Source organism: Bradyrhizobium sp. LMTR 3 (assembly GCF_001693485.1).
Taxonomy (GTDB): Bacteria; Pseudomonadota; Alphaproteobacteria; order Rhizobiales; family Xanthobacteraceae; genus Bradyrhizobium.
This window is the reverse complement of sequence record NZ_MAXC01000023.1, coordinates 575543-602366: the sequence shown is the minus strand read 5'-3', so window position 1 is coordinate 602366 and position 26824 is coordinate 575543. Positions and strand designations below refer to the sequence as shown.

The 26824-nt window shown below is 62.1% G+C and carries 30 protein-coding genes and 4 pseudogenes; 20 read left to right on the top strand and 14 right to left on the bottom strand.

Annotation, left to right across the window (positions count from 1 at the left end; all coding sequences use genetic code 11):
* Nucleotides 1-526 precede the first annotated feature (526 nt).
* The 6 genes and pseudogenes from LMTR3_RS19940 to LMTR3_RS36600 form a co-directional block, all read left to right on the top strand.
* Entirely contained in the window at nucleotides 527-1528 is a 1002-nt protein-coding gene (locus tag LMTR3_RS19940) for an ABC transporter ATP-binding protein (RefSeq protein ID WP_065746700.1), read from the top strand.
* 65 nt (nucleotides 1529-1593) lie between these two features.
* On the top strand, nucleotides 1594-2622 hold the full coding sequence (locus LMTR3_RS19935) for an oligopeptide/dipeptide ABC transporter ATP-binding protein (RefSeq protein WP_141686700.1): 1029 nt from the start codon (nucleotides 1594-1596) through the stop codon (nucleotides 2620-2622).
* A 79-nt stretch (nucleotides 2623-2701) separates the two neighbouring features.
* Nucleotides 2702-4315 (top strand): ABC transporter substrate-binding protein, encoded by a 1614-nt coding sequence (locus LMTR3_RS19930; protein WP_176721938.1) that lies wholly within the window; start codon nucleotides 2702-2704, stop codon nucleotides 4313-4315.
* Between the two features lie 110 nt (nucleotides 4316-4425).
* Nucleotides 4426-5397: an ABC transporter permease gene (locus tag LMTR3_RS19925; protein WP_065746699.1), complete on the top strand. Its 972-nt coding sequence runs from the start codon at nucleotides 4426-4428 to the stop codon at nucleotides 5395-5397.
* Nucleotides 5398-5419: 22 nt separating this feature from the next.
* Nucleotides 5420-6322, top strand: a complete 903-nt coding sequence (locus LMTR3_RS19920) for an ABC transporter permease (protein ID WP_065746698.1) — start codon at nucleotides 5420-5422, stop codon at nucleotides 6320-6322.
* Between the two features lie 208 nt (nucleotides 6323-6530).
* Nucleotides 6531-6695 (top strand): annotated as a pseudogene (locus LMTR3_RS36600) (JAB domain-containing protein); the annotation flags it as partial.
* A 102-nt stretch (nucleotides 6696-6797) separates the two neighbouring features.
* Here LMTR3_RS36600 and LMTR3_RS19915 read toward each other — a convergent pair.
* From LMTR3_RS19915 to LMTR3_RS19905, 3 genes are all read right to left on the bottom strand, one after another.
* A complete protein-coding gene (locus tag LMTR3_RS19915) occupies nucleotides 6798-7472 on the bottom strand; it encodes a type 1 glutamine amidotransferase domain-containing protein (protein ID WP_065746697.1) in 675 nt (224 codons plus the stop codon).
* A 119-nt stretch (nucleotides 7473-7591) separates the two neighbouring features.
* Nucleotides 7592-8335 carry an alpha/beta fold hydrolase gene (locus LMTR3_RS19910; RefSeq protein WP_084029701.1) on the bottom strand — a complete coding sequence of 248 codons (744 nt, stop codon included), beginning with the start codon at nucleotides 8333-8335 and terminating at the stop codon, nucleotides 7592-7594.
* 180 nt (nucleotides 8336-8515) lie between these two features.
* Nucleotides 8516-9352: an AraC family transcriptional regulator gene (locus LMTR3_RS19905; protein WP_176721937.1), complete on the bottom strand. Its 837-nt coding sequence runs from the start codon at nucleotides 9350-9352 to the stop codon at nucleotides 8516-8518.
* 327 nt (nucleotides 9353-9679) lie between these two features.
* Here LMTR3_RS19905 and LMTR3_RS36595 point away from each other — a divergent pair, with 327 nt between their 5' ends.
* From LMTR3_RS36595 to LMTR3_RS36590, 6 genes and pseudogenes are all read left to right on the top strand, one after another.
* Nucleotides 9680-9895 carry a JAB domain-containing protein gene (locus LMTR3_RS36595; RefSeq protein WP_502686652.1) on the top strand — a complete coding sequence of 72 codons (216 nt, stop codon included), beginning with the start codon at nucleotides 9680-9682 and terminating at the stop codon, nucleotides 9893-9895.
* 222 nt (nucleotides 9896-10117) lie between these two features.
* Nucleotides 10118-10693: an HdeD family acid-resistance protein gene (locus LMTR3_RS19900; RefSeq protein ID WP_065746694.1), complete on the top strand. Its 576-nt coding sequence runs from the start codon at nucleotides 10118-10120 to the stop codon at nucleotides 10691-10693.
* A 58-nt stretch (nucleotides 10694-10751) separates the two neighbouring features.
* Nucleotides 10752-10982: a LapA family protein gene (locus tag LMTR3_RS19895; protein WP_065746796.1), complete on the top strand. Its 231-nt coding sequence runs from the start codon at nucleotides 10752-10754 to the stop codon at nucleotides 10980-10982.
* 46 nt (nucleotides 10983-11028) lie between these two features.
* A complete protein-coding gene (locus LMTR3_RS19890) occupies nucleotides 11029-12057 on the top strand; it encodes a patatin-like phospholipase family protein (RefSeq protein WP_065746693.1) in 1029 nt (342 codons plus the stop codon).
* Nucleotides 12058-12071: 14 nt separating this feature from the next.
* Nucleotides 12072-13526, top strand: coding sequence for a GntP family permease (locus LMTR3_RS19885; RefSeq protein ID WP_065746795.1), 1455 nt, complete (start codon nucleotides 12072-12074; stop codon nucleotides 13524-13526).
* A gap of 30 nt (nucleotides 13527-13556) precedes the next feature.
* Nucleotides 13557-13721 (top strand): annotated as a pseudogene (locus LMTR3_RS36590) (JAB domain-containing protein); the annotation flags it as partial.
* Nucleotides 13722-13809: 88 nt separating this feature from the next.
* Here LMTR3_RS36590 and LMTR3_RS19880 read toward each other — a convergent pair.
* Complete coding sequence (locus tag LMTR3_RS19880) at nucleotides 13810-14262, bottom strand: Lrp/AsnC family transcriptional regulator (RefSeq protein WP_065746692.1); 453 nt, start codon at nucleotides 14260-14262, stop codon at nucleotides 13810-13812.
* Between the two features lie 112 nt (nucleotides 14263-14374).
* Here LMTR3_RS19880 and LMTR3_RS19875 point away from each other — a divergent pair, with 112 nt between their 5' ends.
* The 6 genes and pseudogenes from LMTR3_RS19875 (at nucleotide 14375) to LMTR3_RS19865 (ending at nucleotide 17975) form a co-directional block, all read left to right on the top strand.
* Entirely contained in the window at nucleotides 14375-15385 is a 1011-nt protein-coding gene (locus LMTR3_RS19875; protein WP_065746794.1) for a nucleoside recognition domain-containing protein, read from the top strand.
* An 82-nt stretch (nucleotides 15386-15467) separates the two neighbouring features.
* Nucleotides 15468-15640, top strand: a pseudogene (locus LMTR3_RS39390) (DNA-binding protein).
* A 236-nt stretch (nucleotides 15641-15876) separates the two neighbouring features.
* The gene (locus LMTR3_RS39825; RefSeq protein WP_283809306.1) at nucleotides 15877-16002 is read left to right on the top strand and encodes a hypothetical protein; all 126 of its coding nucleotides are present in this window, start codon (nucleotides 15877-15879) and stop codon (nucleotides 16000-16002) included.
* Between the two features lie 224 nt (nucleotides 16003-16226).
* A pseudogene (locus LMTR3_RS40310) lies at nucleotides 16227-16307 on the top strand (RadC family protein); the annotation flags it as partial.
* 67 nt (nucleotides 16308-16374) lie between these two features.
* Nucleotides 16375-17292: an aldo/keto reductase gene (locus LMTR3_RS19870; protein WP_084029717.1), complete on the top strand. Its 918-nt coding sequence runs from the start codon at nucleotides 16375-16377 to the stop codon at nucleotides 17290-17292.
* On the top strand, nucleotides 17292-17975 hold the full coding sequence (locus LMTR3_RS19865; RefSeq protein ID WP_065746691.1) for a DUF6064 family protein: 684 nt from the start codon (nucleotides 17292-17294) through the stop codon (nucleotides 17973-17975). The genes LMTR3_RS19870 and LMTR3_RS19865 overlap by 1 nt, the downstream gene beginning before the upstream one ends.
* Nucleotides 17976-17986: 11 nt before the next feature.
* Here LMTR3_RS19865 and LMTR3_RS19860 read toward each other — a convergent pair whose 3' ends face one another.
* Complete coding sequence (locus LMTR3_RS19860; protein WP_065746792.1) at nucleotides 17987-18481, bottom strand: DUF3237 domain-containing protein; 495 nt, start codon at nucleotides 18479-18481, stop codon at nucleotides 17987-17989.
* A gap of 29 nt (nucleotides 18482-18510) precedes the next feature.
* Complete coding sequence (locus tag LMTR3_RS19855; protein WP_210184712.1) at nucleotides 18511-18981, bottom strand: ester cyclase; 471 nt, start codon at nucleotides 18979-18981, stop codon at nucleotides 18511-18513.
* A gap of 124 nt (nucleotides 18982-19105) precedes the next feature.
* On the opposite strand from LMTR3_RS19855, the gene LMTR3_RS19850 reads away from it, so the two are divergent.
* Nucleotides 19106-19714 (top strand): TetR/AcrR family transcriptional regulator, encoded by a 609-nt coding sequence (locus tag LMTR3_RS19850; RefSeq protein WP_065746689.1) that lies wholly within the window; start codon nucleotides 19106-19108, stop codon nucleotides 19712-19714.
* 12 nt (nucleotides 19715-19726) lie between these two features.
* On the opposite strand, the gene LMTR3_RS19845 is transcribed toward LMTR3_RS19850, so the two are convergent.
* A complete protein-coding gene (locus LMTR3_RS19845) occupies nucleotides 19727-20104 on the bottom strand; it encodes a hypothetical protein (RefSeq protein WP_065746688.1) in 378 nt (125 codons plus the stop codon).
* Here LMTR3_RS19845 and LMTR3_RS39385 point away from each other — a divergent pair.
* The gene (locus tag LMTR3_RS39385) at nucleotides 20073-20594 is read left to right on the top strand and encodes a putative quinol monooxygenase (RefSeq protein ID WP_245319940.1); all 522 of its coding nucleotides are present in this window, start codon (nucleotides 20073-20075) and stop codon (nucleotides 20592-20594) included. The genes LMTR3_RS19845 and LMTR3_RS39385 overlap by 32 nt on opposite strands.
* Nucleotides 20595-20596: 2 nt before the next feature.
* On the opposite strand, the gene LMTR3_RS19835 is transcribed toward LMTR3_RS39385, so the two are convergent.
* The 7 genes from LMTR3_RS19835 to LMTR3_RS19805 form a co-directional block, all read right to left on the bottom strand.
* Entirely contained in the window at nucleotides 20597-21874 is a 1278-nt protein-coding gene (locus LMTR3_RS19835) for an RNA polymerase sigma factor (protein ID WP_065746687.1), read from the bottom strand.
* Between the two features lie 31 nt (nucleotides 21875-21905).
* Nucleotides 21906-22304: a YciI family protein gene (locus LMTR3_RS19830; RefSeq protein WP_065746686.1), complete on the bottom strand. Its 399-nt coding sequence runs from the start codon at nucleotides 22302-22304 to the stop codon at nucleotides 21906-21908.
* Nucleotides 22305-22431: 127 nt separating this feature from the next.
* Nucleotides 22432-23112 carry an AprI/Inh family metalloprotease inhibitor gene (locus LMTR3_RS19825; protein WP_245319947.1) on the bottom strand — a complete coding sequence of 227 codons (681 nt, stop codon included), beginning with the start codon at nucleotides 23110-23112 and terminating at the stop codon, nucleotides 22432-22434.
* A gap of 20 nt (nucleotides 23113-23132) precedes the next feature.
* Nucleotides 23133-24122, bottom strand: a complete 990-nt coding sequence (locus tag LMTR3_RS19820) for a 2-hydroxyacid dehydrogenase (protein WP_065746684.1) — start codon at nucleotides 24120-24122, stop codon at nucleotides 23133-23135.
* An 11-nt stretch (nucleotides 24123-24133) separates the two neighbouring features.
* On the bottom strand, nucleotides 24134-24910 hold the full coding sequence (locus LMTR3_RS19815) for an ABC transporter permease (protein WP_065746683.1): 777 nt from the start codon (nucleotides 24908-24910) through the stop codon (nucleotides 24134-24136).
* Nucleotides 24907-25719: an ABC transporter ATP-binding protein gene (locus tag LMTR3_RS19810; protein ID WP_065746682.1), complete on the bottom strand. Its 813-nt coding sequence runs from the start codon at nucleotides 25717-25719 to the stop codon at nucleotides 24907-24909. The genes LMTR3_RS19815 and LMTR3_RS19810 overlap by 4 nt, the downstream gene beginning before the upstream one ends.
* Nucleotides 25720-25725: 6 nt before the next feature.
* The gene (locus LMTR3_RS19805; protein ID WP_065746681.1) at nucleotides 25726-26745 is read right to left on the bottom strand and encodes an ABC transporter substrate-binding protein; all 1020 of its coding nucleotides are present in this window, start codon (nucleotides 26743-26745) and stop codon (nucleotides 25726-25728) included.
* Nucleotides 26746-26824 lie beyond the last annotated feature (79 nt).

The window sequence follows — 26824 nt, the reverse complement described above, 5'->3', positions numbered from 1 at the left end:
TGAAGCCGAGGTTCGCCAAACATATGCGGACGACGTCGCCGGTGAACTTCAATCCTTGGATGGTTTTTGACAATTGGTCGTAGCCCCGGAGGTGTCGCCAGCGTTTCTGAGCGGCCCCGACCACCTTGAAGACCATAGACAGCGCGGTCTGTTCGACGGCAGCCCTTCGGATCGGACCGTCTTGCGCCGTACCGTCGCGAACGTGCTCTCGGGTCGATCGTTCGCAAGTGCAACAATGCTCAGCCGGGACATCGTAGAACGCCAACAGAGCGTCGCGATCCTTGATCGGGCAATCGACGGCCTTCCGGCAGCCCTCCGCCGTCGCGCCAGTGACGACCAGGATGCATTGCGGCTGGTCGCCAGGCGGGCCGATGCATTCAAGACCTTAGTCTAAATTGTCGCAGTACCACAGGATTGGGTTTGACTTGCGACCGAGAGACTCGAAAGATCAAGACGTAAATGGAGGCGAGTCAGGCCAAACGGCTAAAAGGCCATCTGTACAGCGACGGATGACGAGAGGCGCGAGGTGTCCAGGCTTCTCAAGATAGACAGTTTGCAAACCTACTTCTTCTCGGCGGCCGGTGTGGTCAAGGCCGTCGACAGTATCAGCTTTGATGTCAATCAGGGCGAGACGATGGCTATCGTCGGCGAGTCTGGATGCGGCAAGTCCGTCAGCGCGCTCTCGATCCTGCGGCTGGTCGCCGATCCGCCCGGCCGTATCATTGGCGGTAGCATTCGCTTCCAGGACAGAGACCTTCTCAAGCTGAGCGATGAGGAAATCCGAGAGGTCCGAGGCAAGGACATTGCCATGGTGTTTCAGGAGCCGATGACCTCGCTCAATCCAGTACTGACGATCGGGCGACAGCTCACCGAGACCATGGAGCAACACCTCGACATGACCCGGGGCCAAGCGGTCGCGCGTGCGATCGAGCTGTTGGGCATGGTGGGGATATCGGATCCGGAGCGTCGACTAAGGCAGTATCCGCACCACTTCAGCGGTGGCATGCGCCAACGCGTGATGATCGCCATGGCCTTGTGCTGCGAGCCCAAGCTGATCATCGCCGACGAACCGACAACTGCACTCGACGTGACGGTTCAGGCGCAGATTCTCGAGCTGATGAAGGATCTGACGCAGCGTCTGGGCGTGGCGCTGATCATCATCACCCACAATCTTGGTATCGTCGCGCGCTATGCCGACAGGGTCAATGTCATGTACGCGGGCAGGATCATCGAGAGTGGAACCGCGCACGACATCTATCACCATCCCCACCATCCATACACGCTGGCGCTGCTGCGTTCGGTGCCGCGCATGGATCAGCCGCGCCGGGCTCGACTCGATCCGGTGCAGGGACAGCCGCCCGACCTTTCGCGCCTCGGCGTCGGCTGCTCGTTCCATCCGCGCTGCGGCTTTGCCATTGCGCGCTGCACGACTCAGTCGCCTCCCCTGGAGCGGATCGATGGCGGCGATCATCTCGCGGCATGCTTTGAGGCGGACAACGTAGCCCGATCGATGACGAGGTCGTCATGACCCCCATGGAACCAACCGGTGCGGTACGGCGGAGCGCCGAAGCGGCGGCACAGGTAGCGACCGCCATGCCGGACGTCGCGCTCGAGCATAGGCGCCAATCGGAACGGCGTGTCGCCCTGGCGCCGGAGTTGGTCACGATTCGCAACCTGAAAATGCACTTTCCGGTGACTGAGGGCGCTCTCTTCTCCAAAGAGGTCGCTCGCGTGAAAGCTGTCGACGGAATCAACTTCACCATCCGCAAAGGAGAGACGCTCGGACTGGTCGGCGAGTCGGGTTGCGGCAAGACCACCACGGGCCGGTGCATCCTGCGGCTCGAGCATCCGACCGAAGGCGAGATCCTGTTCGACGGCAAGAATCTGGTCGATCTCGATCAGAAATCGATGCGGGCCCTGCGGCAGAAGATCCAGGTCATCTTCCAGGATCCTTACAGCTCCCTCAATCCGCGCATGAAGATCGGGGAGATCATCTCCGAGCCGATGAAGGTGCACGGGACCGAGCCGAACAAGGCAGCGCGCGATGCGCGGGTCACGGAATTGCTCAGCCTGTGTGGCCTGGATCCCAAGTTTGCCGACCGCTACCCCCACGAGATGAGCGGCGGCCAGCGCCAGCGCGTCGGCATCGCACGCGCCCTATCGGTGCGTCCGGAATTCATCATCTGCGACGAGGCGATCTCGGCCTTGGATGTATCGATTCAGGCGCAGATCATCAATCTGCTGGAGGATCTGCGGGAGCAGTTCGGACTGACCTATCTGTTCATCGCGCACGATCTCAGCGTCGTTCGCCATCTGTGTCATCGCGTCGCAGTCATGTATCTCGGCAAGATCGTCGAACTGGCGGATTGCGACGAATTGTACAGCAATCCTCTGCATCCCTATACTCAGGCGCTTCTCGCGGCCGTGCCGGTGCCGGATCCTGACTTGGAGAGGGCGCGTGCCCACCGGATCGTGAAAGGCGAAGTGCCGAGTCCGATGAATCCGCCAAGGGGATGCGTGTTTCATCCGCGCTGCCCGCTTGCGGTCGATAGCTGCGCGAAGGATGTCCCGGAGTTCAGAGAACTGCAGCCGGGCCATTGGGTGGCTTGTTCCGTAATTTGAATGAAGGACGACCGGGCCAGGGGCATAAGACCCCTGCCCTTAAAAACCAGGAGGAATGTGTTCCAGAGGGAGAAAGATCATGAACCTTTCGAAGTATCTCAGAGCCGTGTCGATCATGGCGGTCGGCGCGGCCGTTGCCATCGGCTTCTCTGGAGTTCCAGGTCAGGCTGCGCCCAAGAAAGGCGGGATCCTGAACTTTGTGGTGCCGGACGAGCCGCCGAGCTGGGACGGTCACCGCGAGACGACCTTCGCACTGATCCATCCTTTTGCGCCGTTCTACAGCCTGCTCATCAAGGTCAATCCGGAAAATCCGTCCTCACCGACAGATTTCGTGTGCGACCTGTGCACGGAAATGCCAACTCCGACCGACGGGGGCAGGACCTACACGTTCAAGATCAAGCAGGGCGTGAAATTCCACGACGGAACGCCATTGACGGCGCAGGACGTCGTCGCATCATACAATAAGATCATCTTCCCACCGGAGGGCACGACCAGCGCGCGCGTGGCCTATTTCGTCATGGTCGACAGCGTGAGCGCGCCGGACGAACACACGGTGGTCTTCAAACTCAAGTATCCATCGGGTGCCTTCATCCCGGCGCTGGCGACGCCCTACAACTTCATCTACTCGAAGGCAAAGCTCGACCAGGACATCCGCTGGTACGAGAAGAATGTCATGGGATCAGGGCCCTTCAAGTTCGCGGGAAGAGAGGCAGGCGCCTCCGTGCGCGGCGAGCGCAACAACGACTACCACGTTCCCGGGCAGCCCTATCTCGACGGCTTCGAGGCGATCTTCTCCAGCAAGCAGGCGGTGCGCGTGCAAGCGATCCGCGGCGACCGAGCCGCAATCGAGTTCCGCGGCTTCCCGCCGAAGAGCCGCGACGACCTCGTCGACGCACTCGGCAAGGACATCACGGTCCAGGAGAGCGACTGGAACTGCGTGCTCCTGTTCACTCCCAACCACAAGAAGAAGCCGTTCGACGACGTCCGCGTTCGCCGCGCGCTCACGCTGGCGGTCGACCGCTGGGACGGATCGAAGAGCCTTTCGCGCATCGCCATCGTGAAGGCTGTCGGTGGTGTCGTGTTCCCGGGTCACCCGCTGGCGGCGGCGAAGGCGGATCTCGAACAGATCCCTGGCTTTTGGCCGGACATCAACAAGTCGCGTGCGGAGGCCAAGCGGCTGCTGCAGGAGGCCGGAGTTTCGGACTTGACGTTTGTGTTGTCCAACCGCGCCGTCGACCAGCCATATACGATCGTGGGCACGTGGCTCATCGACCAGTGGCGGCAGATCGGCGTGACGGTCGAGCAGAAAATGGAGCCGACAGGCCCGTTCTACGCGCGGCTCAGGTCACAGGAGTTCGACGTGACGATGGACTTCAACTGCCAGTCGGTCGTCAATCCGCTGCTCGACATAGGCAAGTTCCTGTCGACGGACACCGGCAACGAGAGCTATGGCGGGTACATCGATCGCGACCTCGACAAGATCTTCGAGGCAATGAACCGTGCTCCCGAGGAGGCCGAGCAGCGCAAGCTGATGCGGCAGTTCGAGAAGCGCGTGCTTGACGAGCAGGCGCACTCGTTCGTCACGCTGTGGTGGAACCGGATCATTCCGCACCGGTCCTACGTGAAGGGCTGGAAGATCAGTCCCAGCCACTACCTCAATCAGGACCTCGCCAACGTATGGCTCGACAAGTAACCGCCCGGCGGCGGTCGACGACAGCGGCGGTTTCCCGGGCTCCTGCCAGAGCAAGGCAGTGACCGGGAAACCGCCGCGACACCGCGAGCGAAAGTGCTGCAGCAGCGATCATGTACCAGTACATTCTCAAGCGACTCCTGTTGATGATCCCGACGCTGCTCGGCGCCGCGCTGCTCGTGTTCGTCCTGTTGCGGCTGGTGCCGGGCGACGTCTGCGTGCTGCGCATGGCGGGTGGGGCCGGATACGTCGATCCCAAGGCGATCGATCTCTGCCACGCCGAGCTGGGCCTTGATCGCTCCTATGTAGTGCAGTTCCTGGATTTCATCTGGGGCTTCGTCCGATTCGATTTCGGCAAGTCGATGTGGACCGGACGCCCGATCGTGGAAGAGATCGCGCTGCGCTTCGAACTTTCGCTGCAGATCGCGATCATGGCCACGCTTACCGCCATCATGCTGGCCATTCCGCTCGGCACGATCTCCGCCGTCAAACAGAACACCTGGATCGACTACGTGGTGCGCGCCTTCAGTATCGCCGGAATCGCGATGCCTTCCTTCTGGCTCGGCGTCCTGATCATCCTCGGCCTGCTGATCACCAGCAAGTCGGTGTTCGGAAGTCCCTGGATGCCGCCGATCAAATATGTGCCGCTCTGGGTCGACCCCTTGCACAACCTGAGCATGACCATCTTCCCGGCCCTGGCGACTGGCTACCGCTATTCCGCCGTCGCGACACGTATGACGCGTTCGGCGCTGCTCGAAGTGCTGCGCGAGGATTACGTCCGCACGGCGCGTGCCAAGGGGCTCGTCCAGAAGCTTATCATCCGGCGCCATGCGCTCGGAAACGCGCTGCTGCCGGTGGTGACGATCATCGGCATTGAATTCGCGTTCCTGATGGGCGGCCTGGTAGTCACCGAGCAGGTGTTCAATCTCAACGGTCTCGGCAAGCTGTTTGTCGCTTCCGTGACCAATCACGACTACACGATGACCCAGGCGCTGGTCATGTTGGTGGCGGCGATATTCGTCGTCACCAACTTTGTGGTGGACATCATCTACGCGTGGCTCGACCCGCGGATTCGGTACAAATGATGGCTGGAATCAGAGGCCTTGTATGACTATCGCGACCGAGCTTGGGACGAAGGTCGAACTGACGGATGAGCGGAAGGCACCGAGCAGGCTTTCGGCGATTGGTCGGTTCGCACGCCGCAATCCACTGGGCGCCGCCGGCGGCGCAGTCATCATCGTCATGGTGCTGGTTGCGATGTTTGCCGATTTCATCGCCCCCTACAACCCGGTCGCCAACGCATTCGATCGCATGCACGAGCCACCGAGTCTCGAGAACTGGCTCGGCACGGATCAATACGGACGCGACGTGTTCTCGCGCATCGTCTACGGGGCGCGCACTGCCCTGCTGGTCGGATTTGCGTCGTCGTTCGTCGGCGCCACCTTCGGCCTGGTGCTCGGGGTAGCGAGCGCCTATTTCGGCGGCAAGATCGACCTGATCCTCCAGCGCATCATCGATATATTCATGGCGTTCCCGCTGATCATCATGGCGCTCGCCGTGATCGCAATCTTCGGGACAGGGGCGCAGAACGTGATCATCGCGATCACCATACCGTTCATTCCGCGCTGTGCCCGCGTCGTTCGTTCGAGTGCGCTGGCGATTCGCGAACTCCCCTACATCGACGCCGCGCGCGCCAACGGCTTCAGCCACACCCGCATCATTCTGCGGCACATGGTTCCGAATGTAATGGCGCCGTTTCTCATCATGATCACCGCCTTCGTGGGTCAGGCAATCTTGCTCGAAGCATCGCTTTCCTATCTCGGTCTCGGAGTGCAGGAGCCGACGCCGGCATGGGGCCTGATGCTTCAGGGCGGCGCCGAGGAATACGCCGAGAGCGCCCCCTGGATAGCCATCTTCCCGGGCATCGCCATCAGTCTCGCGGTGTTCGGTTTCAGCCTGTTCGGCGATGCGCTACGCGACGAACTCGATCCCAAGCTGCGATCCCTGTAAACAGCAGGCAGCACGCCTGCGGGCCACGGCGCGCGCGTTCTTCGTAGGCTTGCCGCAGGGTCACAAGCCCCGCGGCACAATCGGATAGAGCCTGACGCTACAGGATGATCACGAACAGGCACTTGTTGCCGCGCCCCGCTGCCGCCCCCTGTCATAGTAGGAGAACTCAAAAATCAAATGAGATCAGCGCGATCGATAACAGAGTTGACTGGTGCATAACAACCCGTCCGGCGATCCGACGCCGTCGCAGGCCGTCATCCACATGACCAAAGCGATCGTCGAGATCGCAAAGCCGCTCGGCATCTCCGTTCACGACCACATCATCGTCGGCAAGAACGGGTACGCGAGCTTGAAGGGGATGAAATTGATCTAGTAATGTCGGCTTTTCGCGGTAGGGCCGCTACAGGCGCTCCGCTTCGCCCACAGCCCGATCGCCTGTCTGCCACATCTCGACGACGTGCCCGGGTCTGTTTAATCACGCCAACTTTTTCAAGGCGGCAACCAACTCTTTCGCCAGCGCTCCCGCCGAGGCAGGATTCTGGCCGGTGATGAGGCGGCCATCGACGATGACGTGAGGTTGCCAGTTGGGCGCAGAGGCGTACTCGGCACCCTCCGCCATTAACGCGTCCTCAAGTTCGTAGGGCACGTCCTCGCGCGCGTAGTCGTACTCTTCCTTCTTTGAGAACGACGTGAGTTTCTTGCCTCGCACGAACGGCGTGCCATTACCAAGGTCCACGCCAAGCAACGCGCACGGACCGTGACAAACAGCGGTCACGAGTTTGCCCGTGGTCCAGGCGCGCACGATCGCCTTCTGGACATCCGCATTGCGCTGGATGTCGACCATGGGCCCGAGGCCGCCGGGCACCAGGATGGCGTCATAGTCCGCGGCGTCCACTTCGGACAATTTGCGGCTTCGATTGAGTCGACGAAAGGCCTTACTCGCGAGAAACGCCTTCTGGGCAGGGTCATTCTCGTCGTACGCGTCGTACGGCGTCCATCCGCCCGCGGGTGAGGCGAACTCTACCGCGATTCCCGCCTTGTCGAGCACGTCGAAGGGATGAGCGACCTCGGCGAGAAAGAAGCCCGTCTTGCGATTATGCGGGCCGATCACGGCTGCGTTCGTCACGATGAACAGAACGTGTTGGGTCATCGTTTTCTCCTTGATTGTGGGATCGTGGCGTTTGCGCACCAGCAGCGGCGCGGAATCAGTCAGTAGCGTCCCACCGCCCTCGGTCTCGATTTGAGTAGCGTTGCGGGCAGAGGACAGAGCTACTTCGCAGCGCGAATGATGTGATCTGCGACCTGTTGAGGGTGCGACAACATTACGACATGGCTGCCGGCAACCTCAATCGCCCTGGCTTTGGCGGCCTTGACCTGATCCCGCTGCAACTGCGGGGCAATGATCAAATCCTTCGTCGAAACGACGGAGAAGGTCGGCCTCTCGCGCCAAGCCGCACGACTGACGGGCGAGGTAAATGTTCGCACATGATACCGCCCCTGAACCGCGCCGATCAGCCTCTGGTCGCTCGACGGCAGGTCCGGCGCGAAATATTTCGCGACGCCCTCATCACTGAGCCTTAGGTAACCTTCATCGTCTTGCAGAAAACTCTTTCGCGCTTCTGATGCGGGATATTTTGAAACGACGTCTCGTAAAGATTCCCCGGTATCAGGTGCATAGGCTGCCACGTAGACGAGCGATCTGACCTTGCCGTCGTTTCCGGCCTCCGTAATGACAACACCGGCCCATGAATGTCCGACCAAGACCACCGGCCCCTCAGCTTCCTTGATCGCGCGTTTGGTGAAGGCGACGTCGTTTTCAAGCGAATCTAGTGGATTCTGAACGGCAATAACCTTCAGCCCCGCCTTTACAAGAATGGGGATTACTTTTTGCCACGAGGAACCGTCAGCAAACGCGCCATGCACCAAGATCGCAGTCTTCGCAGCGAGCTCAGCAGAACGAGCCGGCACGATGAGCACCGCCAAAAACCCGACCAAAACGATCGAATTTGCCATCGACCTGCATGAGCGCATTTTCATCCCTGTCAGGAGACTTCACCCGGCAAATCATAAGCCGGCTCTTCTCGCCGCGCATGTTCTCCAAGTGCTGAACGTTATTCTCCGCGTGCTGAACCAAAGCGACGTGCGGAATCGTCCTCCCGCTCGATCGGCGAGGGACAGCAACGGCGAGCCGAATTATGAAGACGAAGAGACTGGTACAGACCGGTCGCGTACCAGGCTGCGATACTGGCCCGGTGTGCGGCCCGTCGCCCGCCGGAACGACCGGACAAAGTTCGATTCCGAGGAAAACCTGCAAATGTGGGCCACGTCGGCGATCGACTTTCCTGCAACCAGAAGGGATTTGGCGAGATGCAGCCTCTGTTGCCCGATGAAGCGGCTCGGAGATTGTCCAGTCGATGCCTTGAACATGCGGGAGAAATGAAACCGGCTCAGCGAAGCGGCCGCGGCAAGCTCCTCGACGGTGATTTCTTTCGCGAGATTGGCTCGAATGTACTCGACAACGCGTTGCAAGCGCCGAGGGTCGAGCCCCCGCGATCCGCGCGTAACAGGAAAGGGATTGAGGTTCAGACTCGAATAGTTGTTAAGGAGCCGAACCGCGAGGGCGTCAGCCAGCGTCTCGATCAAAATATCCCCACAGGACGTTTCGAGCTGTAATTCACCGAGTATCTCCCCGGCGATGGTCTCGATAAGCGGATCGTGAAAGCCTGCGTCGTTTCTCACCGACGCTGCGCTGAAATCCCCGGATGTGTGCTTGGCAAGTGCAGCAAACGGAACCGGCGTGAGGTAGATATGCAACATCTCGTCGATGTCGTGCATGACGTAAGTTGAGTCCTCATGCACCCCCATAGGGCACAACCCGATCGTACCCTGGATGCCGACGGTGCGTTGCCGAATGCCGCCGGAACGCCGCAATACGACCGATGCTCCCCGGATCAGAACGGCGATCTGTGTGAAGGACGCGACATACGACGGAATTTCGCCGACACCGTGGGATCGCAGTTCGGCCGACAATCCGCGCCAGTGCCTGCCCGCGGACGAGAGAATTACACCGCCGGTGTACCGCTCAGAATCGTGTCGCGCGCCCCGCATGGCGGCATTCCCAAATGAGTTGCACTTTGCGCGGCCAGCTCCGGCAAGCGGCTACACTCAGCATCATAGTCGAGCGGGCTTCGGTTTAACAAGAAAGCCGTGCCCGTCATTTGGTCGCTAATGGGCAAAGCGGACATCGACCCGTGATCTGCCGTGCTGAAAAATTGTCCAACAAGGTGCTGCGTGACCGATCGGGAATAATCACGAATAAGCACTCTGAACCGCCACCAATTGCAGCCCCCAGCGAACCTGCGACGGCTGCAAAACTCCATGATTCAACGACCCGAGTCAGCGCGTAGGTTGATGCACAACCACCCCTCCGGCGATCCGACGCCGTCGCAGGCCGACATCCACATGACCAAGGCGATCATCCAGATCGCCACCCCGCTCGGCATTTCCGTGCACGACCACATCATCGTCGGCAAGAACGGTCACACGAGCCTGAAAGGGCTGAAACTGATCTAGCGTATTGCTGCCGCTCAATAATCATCTATCACCACCGAGGCGACCAGCATCGTGCCGCGGCAGGACCCCGCACGGCGAAATTGCGACCGATGATACCGAAATCAGGTGATAGCAACGCGCAGTTGCGCTAGTATCTACCCGTCGAGCGTCCCTTGCCGCGCGCTCTAGCGTCGAGGGGCCGACAAACTAACGTCGGATAGGTTTTCGCATCGGAGGACCGTCATGACCAGCACTTCAGACACCGTAAAGAGCCCTCAGGCCGGTTCGGATACGGCACCGCTACGCGCGAAGTGGGGGTGGATCCTCGCACTCGGCGTCGTCTATCTGCTCGCCGGGTTTATCGCGCTCGGCAGCGTCGCAATGGCCACCGTCGTGAGCGTCCTCGTGGTCGGCGTGATGATGATCATCGCCGGCGTCGCAGAGGTGTTTAGCGCCTTCCAGATCAAGAGCTGGGGCAAATTTCTGCTCTGGGCGCTGCTTGGCGTGCTCTACATCATAGCCGGCTTCGTCACGTTCCAGAATCCGTTGCTCGCGGCAGTGCTACTGACCCTCGTTCTCGGCGCATCGCTGGTGGTCTCGGGCATCATGCGGATCGTGCTGGCTTTCAGCATGAAACGAGAAATGCCCTGGATCTGGGTCGCGCTATCCGGCGTGATCACGCTTCTGCTCGGCGTGCTGATCCTGGTGCGCTGGCCGGTTTCGAGTCTCTATATCCTGGGCCTGTTCCTCGCCATCGATCTCATCATGGCCGGCGCTGGTTGGATCGGGCTCGGCTTCGGCCTGCGCCGCGCTCGCTGAGGTGTGGTTGGCGGGCTGCGCGTGGCGCAGTCTCTTGATCGACGAAAGGGAGGCGCCCATGCGCTGGATCCACCTCGCCGTCATCGTTCTGTTCGTCGCGGCGACCACCATCTTCGCGCTGCAGAACTTCGAGGTCGTCACCATGTCCTTCCTCGGCCTGAATGCCCGCGTGCCGCTCGCTGTGCTGGCCGCCGTCGCCTACCTGCTGGGCGCGGCGACGGGCGGCAGTCTGTTCGCACTACTGCGCCGATCTTACGAAGGGTCGAGAGGAAGTATCCGAACGTCCTGAATCGAGCGTCCTGAATTGAGGGTCGTTTCATCTTCCGAGGGTGACGATGGACGAAACAGCGCGCGAACCCGTTCTGGTGGACCTTGCTTTGCAGGGCGGAGGCTCCCACGGCGCCTTCACCTGGGGCGTGCTCGACCGTCTGATCGAGGAGCCGTGGCTGCGGATCGAGGCAATCTCCGGCACGTCGGCGGGCGCAATGAATGCAGCCCTGGTGGCCGACGGGTGGACGCAAGGCGGTGCCGATGGCGCGCGGGCGGCGCTCGCGGCCTTTTGGCGAAGCGTGTCGCGCGCTGCCGCGTTCAGCCTGCTGCAGCGCTCGCCGCTCGACCGACTGATGGGCCGATGGACGCTCGACACGTCACCCGCCTATGTCGCCATGGACCTGATGGCCCGCGTGCTTTCGCCTTATGATCTCAATCCGCTCGGCCTCAACCCGCTGCGTGCCATCCTCGCCGAAAGCATCGATTTCGAACGACTGGCCCGGGCATCAATCAGGCTGTTCGTCACCGCGACCAATGTGCGCACCGGCCGCGGCCGCATCTTCCGCAATGCGGAGATCACGGCCGACGTCCTGCTTGCCTCCGCTTGTCTACCGACCATGTTCCAGGCGATCGAGATCGACGGTGAACCCTATTGGGATGGCGGCTATGCCGGCAATCCGACCCTCACGCCGCTGGTGCGCGAGAGCGACGCTCATGACACCATCCTGGTGCAGATCAATCCGCGCGAACGACCGAAACCGCCGCGTACGGCGAACGAAATTCTCAACCGCCTCAACGAAATCTCCTTCAACTCGCCGCTGATGAAGGAGTTGCGCATGATCGCGTTGCTGCGCCAGGTGGCGGACCCCGGACACGGCGAGGGCGAGCGCTGGGCCGGAATGCGCACGCACCGGATCATGACCGACGCACTCACGGAATTCGGCGCATCATCTAAACTCAACGCTGAATGGGAGTTCGTTTCGCTCCTCAAGGAAGAGGGACGCAGGAGCGCCGACGCATTCCTCAAGGCGCATGCTGGCGACCTCGGCCGGCGCTCCACCGCCGATCTCGATGCTCTGCTTGCGGAGTGCTGACGGCGATGACCCTGTTGGGACTTCTCGGCATCCTGGTCGGGCTCGGCCTGCTGATCTTGTTCGCCTATCGGGGCTGGAGCGTGCTGCTGCTCGCGCCGCTCGCCGCGCTGGTTGCCGCACTGTTTTCCCGCGAGCCGCTGCTGGCCCACTGGACCCAGACCTTCATGGTCAGCGCGGCAGGCTTTCTGGCCCAGTTCTTTCCGCTGTTTCTGCTCGGTGCCCTGTTCGGCAAACTGATGGAAGACAGCGGCTCGGTCGCCGCGATCGCGACCTTCATGACGCGGCGGCTGGGCACGCGGCGGGCTGTGCTCGCGGTGGTGCTCGCCGGAGCGCTCGTCACATATGGCGGCGTCAGTCTGTTTGTCGCCTTCTTCGTGCTCGCACCGATGGCGCACGAGCTGTTTCGCAACGCCGGCATCCCGCGGCGGCTGATGCCGGCGGCGATCGTGCTCGGCACCTCCACCTTCACCATGTCGGCGCTGCCCGGCACGCCATCGATCCAGAACGCGATCCCGATGCCGTTCTTCGGCACCACGCCATTCGCCGCGCCCGGCCTCGGCATCCTGGCGTCGTTGATCATGCTCGGCTTCGGCCTGTGGTGGCTCAACCGCGAAGAGGCCAACTCAAGAAAAAGCGGCGAAGGCTTCGGCGCCGGCGCGCCGATGCCTTCCGCCCGTCTTGCCACCGACGAAAAGCTGCGCGAACGTGCCACTACCGCGCGGGAGTTCGATCCGGCGGAGATCGTGCACGGAGCGATGACCGACGCGCCGCCGTCAGTTGCACTCGCCGCGCTGCCGCTCGTTGTGGTGATTATCGTCAATCTCGCGATGTCGCTGCTCATCCTGCCAGCGCTGGACACCCGCTTTCTCGCCGAAGCTCGCTGGGGCGAAACGTCGCTCGCAGCCGTCGGCGGCGTATGGGCTGTGATCACAGCCCTCGCCTGCGCAATCGTGACGGTTCTCGCCGTCAGCCATCGGCGATTGCCGGCCCTGCGTGCAACCATGGACGCCGGCGCCAACGCCGCCGTACTGCCGGCTCTGAGCGTTGCGAGCCTGGTCGGCTTCGGCGCCGTGGTGGCGGCAATGCCCGCCTTCGATGTCGTGCGCGACACCGTGCTCGGCATCGGCGGCGGACCGCTGGTCTCGCTCGCGGTGGCGACCAACGTGCTCGCCGCGCTCACGGGGTCGGCATCAGGCGGGCTGACCATTGCGCTCGACGCACTCGGGGCGACATATATGACGCGCGCAGCGGAGATCGGACTCGATCCCGCGCTGCTGCATCGCGTGGCGGTGATCAGTTCGGGTACGCTCGACAGCCTGCCGCATAACGGCGCGGTCGTCACGCTGCTCGCCGTCTGCGGATCGACGCACCGGGACAGCTATCGCGACATCGTCATGGTCGGCATCGTCGGCGCACTCATCGCCCTCGTTGCCGTCATCGCGCTCGGCTCGGTGGCGGGATCGTTCTGAGCCATCGGCGCGGCCTGCGTCTCCGGGTAAATGGTGCACAACCACCCTTCCGGCGATCCAACGCCGTCGCAGGCCGACATCCAGATGACCAAAGCGATCATCCAGATCGCGACCCCGCTCGGCATTTCCGTGCGCGACCACATCATCGTCGGCAAGAACGGGCATTCGAGCCTGAAGGGGATGCGGCCAATCTAGCGTTTCATTGCCTTATTGAATGATGACTCCTGTCACCGGCTCGGCCGATGTGACTTCAGTCTTGTGGCCCTTGCCGCTGGCTCCACAGCTAGAGCGGGATGGCAGTCGCCTCTTTGGCGGTTCGGATCACGAACATCGTATAGAATCGTGCAACATTAGTTCGGTCTCGAAACAACCGCTCGCATATCGCATCGAACTCTTCCATGTCTCTCAAGCGCAGCATGAGGACGGCGTCGGTTTCGCCGCTCACGCTGTAGGCCTGAGTGACGGCCGATTCCTTAGCGGCTAAACCCAGAAAGTCACGCATATATTGCTCGCCATGGCGCTCTAGTTCGACCGTGACGATTGCCTTCATGCCTCTACCAGCCTTGGCCGGGCTGAGAAGGGCGACAACGCGGTCGATGACGCCGCCTTGCTTCAACCGCCGAACGCGGCGCAGGCAGCTCGACGGGGAAAGGCCGACCAAATCGGCGAGTTCAGCGTTCGTCCGTGAAGCGTCATTCTGAAGCAGGTTGAGAAGCTTCCTATCGATCTTGTCCATGTGAGAGGCTCTGTTTATCGATTGCAATTTTATTGCACAGAACCGCAATCTTTGACCACAAACTGCGAAGCGTCCAAGGCTAGTCATGGCTTCGAAGATGATGGAGCCATCGATGGCAATCTGCGCCGCCTTCTATCGCAAGACGTTGGAAACGCTCGGAATCTATTGGGAGCTGGTTCGCGTCATCGTTCCGGTCGCGATCGCCACGCACCTTCTACAGGAGCTCGGTGTCATCCACGCGATTTCTCCATGGTTCTCCCCGCTCATGACGCTGGTGGGGTTGCCACCCGAACTCGCATTTGCCTGGCTCACCGGATTGCTGGTCGGGATGTGGGGCGCGCTTGCAATCGTGTCCACACTGATTCCGGCTTCGGCACTCAGCACAGCCGAGATGACCGTTCTTTCATCGCTTTTGCTGTTTGCACACGCCATTCCGATCGAGCAACGGATCATTCAGAAGGCCGGGCCAAGCTTGCTGGTCACCGCGGCGCTTCGTATTGGCGCAGGGTTGGTCTTTGCCGTCCTTCTGCACCAGATATTCGCCGCGACCGGATGGCTGCGCGAACCAATAGAGCCGGCTTGGATGCCTGTGAATGGAAACCCCGATTGGCGCGGTTTTCTTCTGGGCACGTTCAATACCTTGGCGATCATGCTCGTCGTTCTGCTTGCGCTGAGCTGCCTGATTGAGCTTCTTAAAGTATCGGGCATCCTGGATTGGATGAACAGATGGCTTGCCCCACTCTTTCGGCTCGCTGGCATCAATAAACAGACGGTACCCTTCGCCGCTGTCGGCCTGTTTCTTGGAATTTCTTATGGCGCGGGACTGCTGATCCGCGAGGCGCGCACGGCTAACGCAGAGCCGCGTCAAATATTCCTCGCTTGCGCATTCATGGGTTTTGCCCACAGCATCATCGAGGACACGGTAGTCGTCGTCGCGCTCGGCGCTGACCTTACGAGCGTTCTTCTCGCGCGGCTTGCCTTCGCTGTGCTCGCGACGGCTCTGATCGCCCGAATCGTCAAGTCGGCTCCCGACGCTCTATTCTTCAAAGCACTCTTCCACCGGGAAGAGCGTCGGTTGGCGCAGTCGGAATCGGCGACGGTGGTTAGCGGGCGGTCGACATGAACCTCGACCGCTGCCGTCACCTGCACTTCGCGGTGAGCTTGAGTGAGCGCCGCGCAGGCAGCCAACATGTCCGCATGGGACCATCTCGATTGGAATGCTTCGGAACTGGCGAGCGATGAGAATTGGGCCGCCGTTCGTAAAGATAGAAAATGCTGTTCTCTATCCCGTCGTTGAGCTTGAGCTTGGGATGAGAAGAACAAGGTTGCTTGTCGTGCATTATCGCGACCGGTTGAGCAGGCGGATGACGTATCGTGATGGTCACGGTCGGACATCACCAACACGCCTGTCGGCAAGAACGGGCACACGAGCCTGAAGGGGATGCGGCTGATCTAGCAAGTCGCCTGCATTTACCATCTATTAACTATCCGCTTCGCGCTTTGGCGAATGCGTGAGAGAGTTGTTCATCGGATGAGAGGGGGTAGCTCATTCTCGATGAGAGGGGATCGATGATGAATCAGCTAGCAGGACGGATAGGAGGCGCGGCTCTTTCGATGAGCCCGGGGCACCTGGTCGACAAGTTTCTCGACTGGCTCGAGGAACTGAGGGGCGCGATGGCGCTTGCTGAAATCGACGGATTGGCCCGCAACGAGGTGCGAACCAGGATGCTGTTCGATTGATTCGGCGACCATAGCGCGACGGCACGGTCGAACCGCCATCGCGCTTTAGCTTATTATTGGTCGGGTTCGATGGCACATGGCCGTTGAAACAGGTCAACACCGGCCCATCCAGGGACAAAGGGCCGCCTCAAATGGGGCGGCCCTTTGCTCGTGCGGATCAGTCGCGCCGGAGGCGTTGTTTATGCGAAGCGTCTTGTCGCGCGACATACGATTCCTATCGCGGTCCACTCGGCATCTCCGTGCGCGACCACATCATCGTCGGCAGGAACGGTCACGCAAGTTTGAGGGGACTGAAGCTGATCTAATGCTGTTTAGCTGAGGATGGCGCGCGACCGCATCTTGGATCAGTGCGCCGCGATGATGGAGCCTCGGATGCAGACGACACGCCGAACGTTCCTGCAAGCCTCCTTGGCGACGGCCGCTGCGGCGCATTTGCCAACCTCGCTGCGTGCCCAGCACGGCCAGCCCGCGCGCCGTCCTATTCCCTCGAGCCGCGAGGAGATGCCGATGGTCGGACTGGGGACCTGGATCACCTTCAATGTCGGGAACGATCCGGGGCTCAGGGACGAATGCGCTGATGTCATGGCCGCCTTCTTCGAGGGCGGCGGCCGCATGATCGACTCGTCCCCCATGTATGGGTCGTCGCAGCCGGTGGTCGGCTACGGGCTTCAAAAACTCGGGCGGCCGCCTGCTCTATTCTCGGCCGAAAAGGTCTGGACCTCCTCTGCGACGGCAGGCCCAGCCCAGATCGAGCAATCGCGTCGCTTCTGGGGCGTGCCGAAGTTCGACCTCGTTCAGGTTCACAATCTGCTCGCCTGGAAGGCGCATCTGCAGACGCTCCTCCAGATGAAAGCCGCCGGCACGGTGCGTTACGTCGGAATCACCACGTCCGAAGGCCGCCGTCACGATCTTGTCGAACAGATCATGCGAAACGAGCCTATCGATTTCGTGCAGTTCTCCTACAATGTCGTCGATCGCGATGCGGAGGCACGGCTGCTGCCGCTGGCCGCAGAGCGCGGGATTGCGGTGATCGTGAACCGGCCGTTCCGGCAGGGCGAGCTGACCAATCGCCTCAAGAACAAGCCGCTGCCAGAGTGGGCGGCCGAACTCGGGGTGTCGAGCTGGGCGCAGCTCCTGCTGAAGTTCATCCTGTCTCACCCGGCCGTCACCGTCGCAATTCCCGCGACCACGCGCGTCGACCACGTGCGGGAAAACCTCTCGGCCGCCGCCGGGTCGATGCCGGACCTCGCCACGCGGCAGCGCATCTCGGCCCACGTGAAGGCGCTTTGATGTCGGAGTGGTGGACTTATCGCGCGGAGGATTTCCTGCTGTTTTCGCCGCGCGTCTACTGGCGCATGTTCGAATCGCACAATGCGGCGCTCTGGCCTCTGCACGTCGTGACGCTTGCCGCCGGCCTACTCATCATCCTGCTCATCGCGTGGCGGCCGGGAGTCTTTGCACGTTGGATCGCACTCATCCTGGCGGTTCTCTGGATCTTCGTCGGGTGGTCCTTCCTGTGGAACCGCTACACGACCGTTAACTGGGCCGCCGCCTATATCGCGCCGGCTTTCGCCGTCGAAGGTGGCCTGCTCCTCATCTCGGCTTTGCGCGATGGCCTTGCCTTCGACCGCCGCGGGCCTGTCGCTTGGACAGGGTATCTCACCCTTGTCTTCGGGATTGCCGGACAGCCATTGCTTGCGCCGCTACAGGGACGTGGCTGGACCTCGTCCGAGGTCTTTGGCATTGCGCCGGATCCGACGGCGATCGCGACGCTCGGCGTTCTGCTCCTCGCCCGCGGCGGGCTTGTGCCATGGCTGCTGCCGATCCCCCTGCTCTGGTGCCTTCTGAGCGGCATGACGCTCCGGACGATGGGAGAGCCGCAGGCCTGGGCTCCTTATGCCGCCGTGGCGCTTACCGCTGCTGCCTGGATCTGGACGATCATCCGCCAGCGCGGGTCGCTTCCGGCCGCGTGAAGGCACATGCGTCAGACGATCTGGCAGACGTTGTAGGCGATGCCGCCTTCGACCAAGTATCCCGACCCGACGCAGACGATGTCGTTCATCCAGGCATATCGTTCCGCCCCGGTTTCGAACAGCGGGTTAGTGCGGAAGTAATAGCGCGACGGGTCAACCTGATATCGTTGCGCGGGATCAGCCATTTCTGACCGCAATTCGGGCGGCGTGATCCAGCGTCCGCCGTAGGTCATGTGCACCAGCGCGCCGTCATGCGTGCGCAGCGTCAGGCGGACGTCGAGCGACATCGCGCCATCGGTGCGGAACAGCGCCCAGTCACCGCCGCCGGGCATCACCTCGCCGCGCAGCTTTGGACCTTCGAAGGTGCCGCCGGCCGCGCCGAACAGGATGCGGCGGCCAAGCGGACCATCGCCGATGTTCAGTCTTGGATTGAGATCGACGACGATGTCGAACAATGGCGCCGTCCTGATCGCGGCGACCGGTTTGACGCGTGGATCTACTGTCATCATCTGAGGTCCTGGTCCGCGGGAGGAAGTCATTCGGCGGCAAGCTGCCGGACTCCGGCATCACCAAATATCCTGCGGCGTACCGCGTCGGTCGAGACGCCGGACTGCGCGCAGAGTTCGGCAAGGTCGAAGAGGAATCGCTCGTGGACAATCCGGTCGTCCTTGAACGCAAACTGGATGAACACCGGGAGGTCTGCGCGCCTGCCGGTCGGCACCACGCCGAAACGATCGCCGGTCATTGTCATCTGCACACGGCCCCAGCAGACGAGCGTATCGTCATTGGCGGCGTGGCCCTGCAGGACGACATTGTAATCCGGGAACGAAGCGAAGAACCGGCTCAGCACCTTCTCGTTCTCGGCAAGGCCACGGGCGGTGGTTCCGAAGGCCGGGTTTTCCAGCACCATGTCGCCGTGGAGAACCTTTAACGCCGCCGGCACGTCCTGACGACTCTTTGCCTCCGCCAAGGCCCGCGCCAGTTCGAACATTCGATCGCTGTTCATGACCTATCCTCCCATAGCTCCCCGCGGGCTCACTTCTGCCCTGAATTCATACTTAACGTTTCTCACATACCGTCTGTATGCTATATGTTGATGGGATCATGAGCGTCAAGTGGTATGTCGGGGCATGCAGGAAGCTGGACGCGAACGAACCCGCCGCGAGGAGTACACGGAAGCCACGAGGCAGGCGCTGCTGGCGGCCGGCCGGGACATTTTTGCGAGCGAGGGGTACCAGGCGGCGGGAATCGAGGCGATCTCGCGCGCGGCGCGCGTGACGCGGGGCGCCTTCTATCACCACTTCGAGGACAAGAAGGCACTGTTCGACGCCGTCGTCGTCGCCCTGCAGATCGAGGCCGCAGCCAGGATCGAAGCGCGAGCGAAGATGGAACGCAAGATATGGGACCGCCTGACCGAGGGCATCGAAGCCTATCTCGACGCCTGCCTCGAACCGGCCTATGCGCGCATCGTCATCCAGGAAGCGCCGGCGGTGCTCGGCAATGCGCGCTACCGGGAGATCGAGGAAGCCCATCCGATGGCCCTGCTCACCGCGACGCTTGCCGCGCTGAAACGCCAGGGCGAGCTCGATTTCGAGGACATCGAGCTCCTGAGCCGCATGGTCGATGCGATGATCTGCGAGGTGGCGCTGCTGCTGCCCGGGGCAGAGAATCCGAGAAGGCTCCGTGCCCGCGGGCAAAAGATCATCGGCAGCCTGCTCGGCGCCTTCCGCACCACTTGAGCGCAAGCGCGCTCACGGCGCGACCCATCGTTGCACCGCCTCGGCGGTGTCGGCCGGTGAGGTGTTGAAGCAGATGCGCGTTTGCGGCGCGGCGAGGTGAACCAGATTGATGATCCGCTCGAACAAGTGCAGCCGCTCTCGCGGCTCGCGCAGCCCGGCGCCGATCATGACGCAGTCATAATGCTTTGCGCCCAGCGCCGCGGCGGCGACGGCTTCGGCGGTATCGCCGAGATCGATCAGGCAGCCATCGGCCTCATAGCCCATCGCGCGAAGCTGCTCGATCTGAGCTGCAATGTGGCTTGTCACCAGTTCGGCCGTGAGCCCCGGGAAGGCGCTAAAGTCGACGAAGGAAGGCTCGATGCCGATGGCGAGCACGGTCTTTTTGGCCATGCGGCTGCTCCAGGCAAAATTATCTCCGGGGAAACGCGCGCATCGTCAAACAGGTTCCGGCTTCGACATTAACATCATCATTCGACATGCACCGAAGCATTCTTGTCACGAGATCAGCCATTGTGGTCCGCATCGCCGCTCCAACGAGCACGTACTGAACGTTTCACAGGAGAACGTTATGGCTGCTACCAACAACGCAAACCAGAACCTGATCGTCACTGCATTCTGGGAAGTCAACTCGGGTGAAGAAGCCACCGTCGCGGAGCTTCTGAAAGATTTTCTGCCGCAGGCACAGCGTGAGCCCGGCGTGAAGGCATTCCAGATTCATCAGAACATCGCAAAGCCACGAGAATTCTTCTTTTACGAGGTATTCGCAGGCGAAGCAGCCTTCGCCGAGCATCAACAGACCGACCACTTCAAGAACATCATTCTCGGGCAGGCGATTCCGAAACTCGCCAAACGCGAGCGGTCGCAATTCCGGTTCATCTGAAGTCAGAACGGCTTCGGCGCGCCACGGCTCGTCTCAGTGGCCCGCCGCTGCAACAATTCGCGTTCGCGCTTGTTGGTCGCAAGTGTTGACGCGAGCTCGAACGCAGCGCGGGCTTCTCCAACGCGGCCGAGTTTGTGCAGCAGATCGCCGCGGACGCTTGGGAACAGGTGATAGGTCTTCAGCGCGGGCTCGCCGGCCAATCCGTCCACGATCGCAAGCGCAGCCGCCGGCCCTTCGGCCATACCGACCGCCACAGCGCGGTTGAGTTCGATGATCGGCGAGCGCACCAGCGCGCCCAATTTGGCGTAGAGTTCGGCGATGCGCGGCCACTCCGTTTCATCAGGTGTAGCGGCTCTGGCGTGACAGGCGACAATCGCGGCCTGCAGGGTGTAGAAGCCGCGCCCGCCGCCAAGGTCGTGCGCCCGGACCAGCGCCAGCAACCCGCGGCGGATCTGAAGCCGGTCCCACAGTGCGCGGTTCTGGTCCATCAGGAGAATCGGATCGCCGGCTGCGTCGGTGCGCGCCGCGGTGCGCGAAGCATTCAGCTCCATCAGCGCGAGCAGGCCGTGGGCTTCGGCTTCCTGCGGCGCGACCAGCGTCAGCACGCGGCCCATGCGCAGCGCGTCGTTGCAGAGCTGCGGTCGCAGCCATTCGTCGCCGCGGGCGGCCGTATAGCCTTCGTTGAAGATGAGATAGACGACCTCCAGCACCGAGGCGAGCCGTTCCGAAAGCTGCTCGCCGCGTGGCGTTTCGTAGGCAAGTCCGGATTCGGACAGCGTCCGCTTCGCCCGCACGATGCGCTGGGCGATGGTCGCTTCCGGCTGCAGGAAGGCGCGCGCGATCTCTTCCGTGGTCAGACCGCAGATCATCCGGAGCGCCAGCGCCGCGCGCGCCTCGCGCGACAGTTTGGGATGGCAGGCGGTGAAGATCAGCCGGAGCAACTCGTCACCAATATCGTCGTCGAGTGCGGCGTCCAGGTCGGGCATCGCCTGTTGCTCCTGCTCGAGGTCGCGCGTCAGCATCTCATGCTTGCGCGCGAGCATGCTGCGGCGACGCAGATGATCCAGCGCACGACGCTTGGCCAGCGCCATCAGCCACGCCCCGGGCTTCTCCGGCACGCCGCTGGCAGGCCAATGCTCCAGCGCCGCGACCAAGGCTTCCTGGGTCAAATCCTCCGCCAGCGGCACGTCGCGCAGCATTCGCGACAGCCCCGTGATCAGGCGCGGCTGTTCGATGCGCCAGACCGCGAGGATGGTGCGATTGACGTCGGCGGCCGTCATCGCCGCCGACCAGATCGTCTATGCCGCGCCATCAGGCGTGCGCAGGGGATTCGACGTCGCCGCAGGTCGTTTCCAGGCCGTGGCCGGCCATGGCGCGCAGCTCGCAGGTGCCTTCCCAGCCGGGCATGTGGTCGAGATGAAGCTGCATAAACTCCTTGGCCATGGCGAGCGCTTCCGCCTTGTCGCGGAACTCGAAGATGGCGTAGCCGCCGATCACTTCCTTGGCCTCCACGAACGGGCCGTCGGTGACCCTCAGCTTGCCGCCTTCGATCGAGACCTGCGCCCCCTGCTGCAGCGGGGTCAGCCCGCCCATGTCGATCATCCGGCCGGCCTTGATCTCGCGTTCGGCAAGCTTGCCCATCGCTTCCAGCAGGGCGGGCGTCGGGGCTTTCATCGGTTGCGGGGAAGTGACGATGGACATGAAGCGCATGAACAACTCCTGTGCTGCGAGCTGGCGGCATCAGGCCGGCCATTCGTCTCGCTACAGAGAACGACGATCCGGCCGCGGCCGGATCGACATGCGCTGGTAAAAAAATCTAGGCCCCGGGGGGAACCGCCTACTGCCCCCGGATCATGATCAGGGGGTCGGCGGTATCAGGCACCCGCCGCCACTGCGCATTGTCGTCGGCTTCGAACTGCCAGGTTTCGCCTTTGGCCGACATCAGGATCATCTGTCCGCGCTCTAGCCGCCACTGATTTGGCGCGAAGGCCGCAACCGCCGGATCGCATTTCGGCTTCAGGAACACCTGGAAATTATCCCCTGTCGCCTCGGTGTTGGTCAGCGTCAGTCCGCAGATCGTCTGCCCATTGCCGCGAACCATCGACCAGTCGCCGATCATCTGGTCCATCGACTTGGCGAGCGAGCGGGCGGCCGCGAGGTTCTGCAGGATGTAGACGCCCTCGCCGGTCCGCAGGCCCTCGAAAATGCCGCTCTCGACTTCGGTGAAGTCGATCACTGGCTGGCCTGCCGCATCCTGCAGCCGCACGATGTCCAGCCCCTTGATATTCCAGGCCGTGATGTCCTTGGTGAACGGCAACGCCTTGGCGCAACCGGGCTCGAGCTCGAGCTTGAGCCCTTGCGGCGTCGCATCGCCCTTCATCGTGACGACGCAGGTCTTGCTGCGCTCGGTGGTGGCGAGCTCCCACTGCCCGATCATTTCCTTCTTCAGGGTCGAGGCATCCTGCGCCGCCACTTGCGACGCAAGCGCAAGTAGCGCCGTCAGCGCTGCTGCCGCAATGCCCGAAGACCTGCGCAACGTCAGCGTCCCTTCACCGGGGTCTCCGGAACAGGCGTCAAGGGCGCCTTGCCGGCAAACCAGTTTTTCAGGTTATCGACGACCAGTTGATCCATGGCGTTCCGCGTTACCACAGAAGCTGAGCCGATATGTGGCAACAGCACGACATTTTGCATCGCCTTCAACTCGTCCGGCACGCTCGGCTCGTTGGCAAACACATCGAGCCCGGCGGCGAGGATGGTGCCGGATTTCAGCGCCGCGACCAGCGCCGGCTCGTCGACGACGGAGCCGCGCGCGACGTTGATCAAAACGCCGCGCGGACCAAGCGCCTGCAACACGTCGGCATTGATCATCTTGGCGGTCGAGGCGCCGCCGGGCACGATGACGATCAGCGTATCGACCGCCTTCGCCATCTCCATCAGGTCGGGATAATGCTGGTAGGACACGGCCGACGACGGATTGCGCGAATGATAGCAAACCGGCACGCGCGAGGCCTCGAGCCGGCGGCCGATCGCCTGTCCGATGCGGCCCATGCCGACGATGCCGATCTTGCGGTCGCGCAGCGAACCGGCGCTCAAGGGATAGTTCTGCGTCTGCCACTGGCCGGCGCGCAGATAACGATCGGCCTTGACGAATTCGCGCAAGGTCGCGATCAGAAGCCCCATCGCGACGTCGGCGACTTCTTCCGTCAGTACATCGGGCGTGTTGGTGACGACGATATTGTGCTCGCGCGCATAAGCCGAGTCGACGTGGTCGTAGCCGACGCCGAAGCTCGCGACGATTTCAAGCTCCGGAAATTGCGACAGCGCCTTCGCGTCCGCCGGCACCATGTGATAGGTGACCGCCATGCCGCGGATTTTTGCGACCGTATCGGGCGTCAAGCGCTCGAGGTCGGCGCGGCTCTCCGCCATATGCAGGACGTACTGATCCGGAAAACCGTTTTCCAGGATCGGCCTGACAGGTCCGTAGATCAACAGATCGATCTTCTCGGACGAAACATTCGCGGCAGCCATCAATTTTCCTTTCAAAGCGCGCTCTCATGCCAGCGCCGTAGTACCAGATGCGAAACTAGCGCCAGCAGCCCATAGATGACAATCCCGGCCACCGACAGCAACAACAACGCCGCGAACATTCGGGGAATGTTGAGGCGATAACCGGATTCGGCGATCCGGAACGCAAGGCCGGAGCCGGCGCCTGCCGTGCCCGCGGCGATTTCGGCGACCACGGCGCCGATCAGCGACAGGCCGCCCGCGATCCGCAAGCCACCGAGGATGAACGGCAGTGCCGCCGGCAATTTCAGGTACCGCAACGTCTGAAGCCGTGACGCGCCATAGAGCTGAAACAACCCGGCCAGATTGCGATCCACCGAATTCAGCCCGAGCGTGGTGTTGGACAGAACCGGAAAGAAACCGACGATCCAGGCGCAGACAATCACCGCAGTCTGCTGCGACAGATAGATCAGCAATAGCGGCGCAATTGCGATCACCGGCGTGACCTGCAGAATCACCGCATAGGGAAACAGCGAATATTCCAGCCATTTCGATTGGTTGAACACCAGCGCCAGCGCGACGCCGCCGACGGCTGCAGCGATGAAGCCTTCCAGCGTGGTGAGCAAGGTGACGCCCAGCGATTCCGACAGCACCGGCCAATCGCTGACGAGCGTTTGAAACACGGTTGTCGGGCTCGGCAGCACATAGGGCTGGATATCGTTGACGCGGACGACGAATTCCCACAACGCCAGGCCGGCTGCGAGCACGACAACGGGAAGCAGCATGCGGCCGATGTTCTGCAGGGAACTCATGCGCTGCGCTGCCCGGAATAGGAAGGCGCCAGCGCATTCGAGACCTCGCGGCAATAGCCGGCATAGTCGGCCGAGGTGCGAAACGCCTCCCCACGCGGCTCCGCCGTTGCGATGCGAAACTCGGCGCTGATGCTTCCCGGCCGCGCCGTCATCACGATCACCCGCTGCGACAGATAGACCGACTCGAATACCGAGTGGGTGACGAAGATGACGGTCTTGTGCAGCTTGCGCCAGAGCGACAGCAGGTCGTCGTTGAGCCGGAAGCGCGTGATCTCGTCGAGCGCCGCGAATGGCTCGTCCAGCAGGAGAATGTCCGGGTCGGTGACCAGCGCCCGCGCCAATGAGATCCGCATCTTCATGCCGCCCGACAATTCGCGGGGGTATGCACCGGCAAATTCGGCAAGGCCGACCTGCGCCAGCGCCTCCTCGATACGCCGGTCGGCTTCGGCCGGCGCCGCATGCGCAAGCTTCAGCGGCAGGCAAACGTTGTCGCGCACGCTCGCCCACGGCATCAGCGTGGGCTCCTGAAATACGAAACCGATGGGATGCCGCCCATCCGCCTTGGTGGCGCGATGGGAAACGCTCACCGTGCCCGCACTCGGTGTGCCGAGTCCCGCGATCAGCCGCAGCGCGGTGGATTTTCCGCAGCCGGAAGGCCCGAGCAGCGAGACGAAGTCGCCCTTTGCGACATCGAGATCGAGCGGCCCCAGCGCGGTCACCCCGTTGTCATAGGTCTTGCTTACCGCGCGCAGACGCACTGCAAGGCCCGCCGCATCGCTATCCGTCTCCGACAAAGCGGGCCCGGCCATCTCGCCTCAGTTCTTCGGCCGCAGATCGAGACCGACGGCCTTGTTGACGAAGCGAAGCGTGTAGGCCTGACGGTAGTCGATATCGCGGCGAACCACGCCGGCCCGCACCATCTTGTCGAAGAAGCTCGCCACGCGCGCGTCGTTCATGGCGCCGATGCCGTCGCGCAACGTATCGCCGGAATCGACGATGCCGTATTCCTTCATCTTGGCGACGGAATAGCTCAGCAGCTCGTCGGTCATTTCGGGGTTGATCTGCTTGATCATCGCGTTGCCGGCGGAATTGTCGCCGTAGAGATAGTTGTACCAGCCGATGACGGAGGCATCGACAAAGCGCTGCACGAGGTCCGGCTTCTTGTCGACGATCTCGCGGCGGGTCTCGATCAGCGTCGAATAGGCGTTGAAGCCGTGATCGGCGAGCAGGATCACGCCGGGCTTGAAGCCGGCCGCCTTCTCGACGGCGTAGGGCTCGGAGGTAACGTAACCCTGCATCGCGCTCTGCTTGTTCACGATGAAAGGCTGCGGATTGAAGGTGTAGGGCTTTACCTTGCTCTCGCTGAACCCATATTCGGATTTCAGCCACTGGAAGTAGCTCGCCACGCCTTCCTTGGACACCAGCAGCGTCAGCGGCTTGAGATCTTCGAGTTTTGCAATTTTGGTTTCCGGATGGGTGAGGAATACCTGCGGATCCTTCTGGAAGATCGCGGCGACCGCAATCAGCGGCACGTTATTGGCGACGGCGTCGAACGATTGCAGCGTGTTCGCGCTCATGAAGAAGTCGAGCTTGCCGGCGGTCAGCAGGATACGGTTGTTGGTGTTTGGCCCGCCGGGCACTATGGTGACGTCGAGGCCGTATTTCTTGTAGGTGCCGTCGGCGACCGCCTGGAAGAAGCCGCCATGCTCGGCCTCCGCGACCCAGTTGGTTCCGAACGACACCTTGTCGAGGGTTTCGGCGCGCACAGGCATCAGTCCTGCGGTCAGCACCAGAAGACCGGTGGTTAACGTTCGCAGCAAAAAGGCCGGGTTCATGGTTGGACTCCGTCGATCATTCTGGCCCATGATGAGAGGCTAGGGACAACGTCCCAAGAGATTTTGTCCAGGGATCGGA

Excerpts from the sequence above, each read along its gene's own strand:
- LMTR3_RS19805 (WP_065746681.1), bottom strand. The coding sequence starts at position 26,745 with ATGAACCCGGCCTTTTTGCTGCGAACGTTAACCACCGGTCTTCTGGTG.
- LMTR3_RS19890 (WP_065746693.1), top strand. The coding sequence starts at position 11,029 with ATGGACGAAACAGCGCGCGAACCCGTTCTGGTGGACCTTGCTTTGCAG.
- LMTR3_RS19930 (WP_176721938.1), top strand. The coding sequence starts at position 2,702 with ATGAACCTTTCGAAGTATCTCAGAGCCGTGTCGATCATGGCGGTCGGC.
- LMTR3_RS19870 (WP_084029717.1), top strand. The coding sequence starts at position 16,375 with ATGCAGACGACACGCCGAACGTTCCTGCAAGCCTCCTTGGCGACGGCC.
- LMTR3_RS19915 (WP_065746697.1), bottom strand. The coding sequence starts at position 7,472 with ATGACCCAACACGTTCTGTTCATCGTGACGAACGCAGCCGTGATCGGC.
- LMTR3_RS19895 (WP_065746796.1), top strand. The coding sequence starts at position 10,752 with ATGCGCTGGATCCACCTCGCCGTCATCGTTCTGTTCGTCGCGGCGACC.
- LMTR3_RS19855 (WP_210184712.1), bottom strand. The coding sequence starts at position 18,981 with ATGAACAGCGATCGAATGTTCGAACTGGCGCGGGCCTTGGCGGAGGCA.
- LMTR3_RS19810 (WP_065746682.1), bottom strand. The coding sequence starts at position 25,719 with ATGGCCGGGCCCGCTTTGTCGGAGACGGATAGCGATGCGGCGGGCCTT.
- LMTR3_RS19880 (WP_065746692.1), bottom strand. The coding sequence starts at position 14,262 with ATGGACAAGATCGATAGGAAGCTTCTCAACCTGCTTCAGAATGACGCT.
- LMTR3_RS19925 (WP_065746699.1), top strand. The coding sequence starts at position 4,426 with ATGTACCAGTACATTCTCAAGCGACTCCTGTTGATGATCCCGACGCTG.
- LMTR3_RS19875 (WP_065746794.1), top strand. The coding sequence starts at position 14,375 with ATGGCAATCTGCGCCGCCTTCTATCGCAAGACGTTGGAAACGCTCGGA.
- LMTR3_RS19900 (WP_065746694.1), top strand. The coding sequence starts at position 10,118 with ATGACCAGCACTTCAGACACCGTAAAGAGCCCTCAGGCCGGTTCGGAT.
- LMTR3_RS19850 (WP_065746689.1), top strand. The coding sequence starts at position 19,106 with ATGCAGGAAGCTGGACGCGAACGAACCCGCCGCGAGGAGTACACGGAA.
- LMTR3_RS19815 (WP_065746683.1), bottom strand. The coding sequence starts at position 24,910 with ATGAGTTCCCTGCAGAACATCGGCCGCATGCTGCTTCCCGTTGTCGTG.
- LMTR3_RS19865 (WP_065746691.1), top strand. The coding sequence starts at position 17,292 with ATGTCGGAGTGGTGGACTTATCGCGCGGAGGATTTCCTGCTGTTTTCG.
- LMTR3_RS19845 (WP_065746688.1), bottom strand. The coding sequence starts at position 20,104 with ATGGCCAAAAAGACCGTGCTCGCCATCGGCATCGAGCCTTCCTTCGTC.
- LMTR3_RS39825 (WP_283809306.1), top strand. The coding sequence starts at position 15,877 with ATGAGCCCGGGGCACCTGGTCGACAAGTTTCTCGACTGGCTCGAGGAA.
- LMTR3_RS19920 (WP_065746698.1), top strand. The coding sequence starts at position 5,420 with ATGACTATCGCGACCGAGCTTGGGACGAAGGTCGAACTGACGGATGAG.
- LMTR3_RS39385 (WP_245319940.1), top strand. The coding sequence starts at position 20,073 with ATGCCGATGGCGAGCACGGTCTTTTTGGCCATGCGGCTGCTCCAGGCA.
- LMTR3_RS19910 (WP_084029701.1), bottom strand. The coding sequence starts at position 8,335 with ATGGCAAATTCGATCGTTTTGGTCGGGTTTTTGGCGGTGCTCATCGTG.
- LMTR3_RS19830 (WP_065746686.1), bottom strand. The coding sequence starts at position 22,304 with ATGCGCTTCATGTCCATCGTCACTTCCCCGCAACCGATGAAAGCCCCG.
- LMTR3_RS19835 (WP_065746687.1), bottom strand. The coding sequence starts at position 21,874 with ATGACGGCCGCCGACGTCAATCGCACCATCCTCGCGGTCTGGCGCATC.
- LMTR3_RS19860 (WP_065746792.1), bottom strand. The coding sequence starts at position 18,481 with ATGACAGTAGATCCACGCGTCAAACCGGTCGCCGCGATCAGGACGGCG.
- LMTR3_RS19820 (WP_065746684.1), bottom strand. The coding sequence starts at position 24,122 with ATGGCTGCCGCGAATGTTTCGTCCGAGAAGATCGATCTGTTGATCTAC.
- LMTR3_RS19935 (WP_141686700.1), top strand. The coding sequence starts at position 1,594 with ATGCCGGACGTCGCGCTCGAGCATAGGCGCCAATCGGAACGGCGTGTC.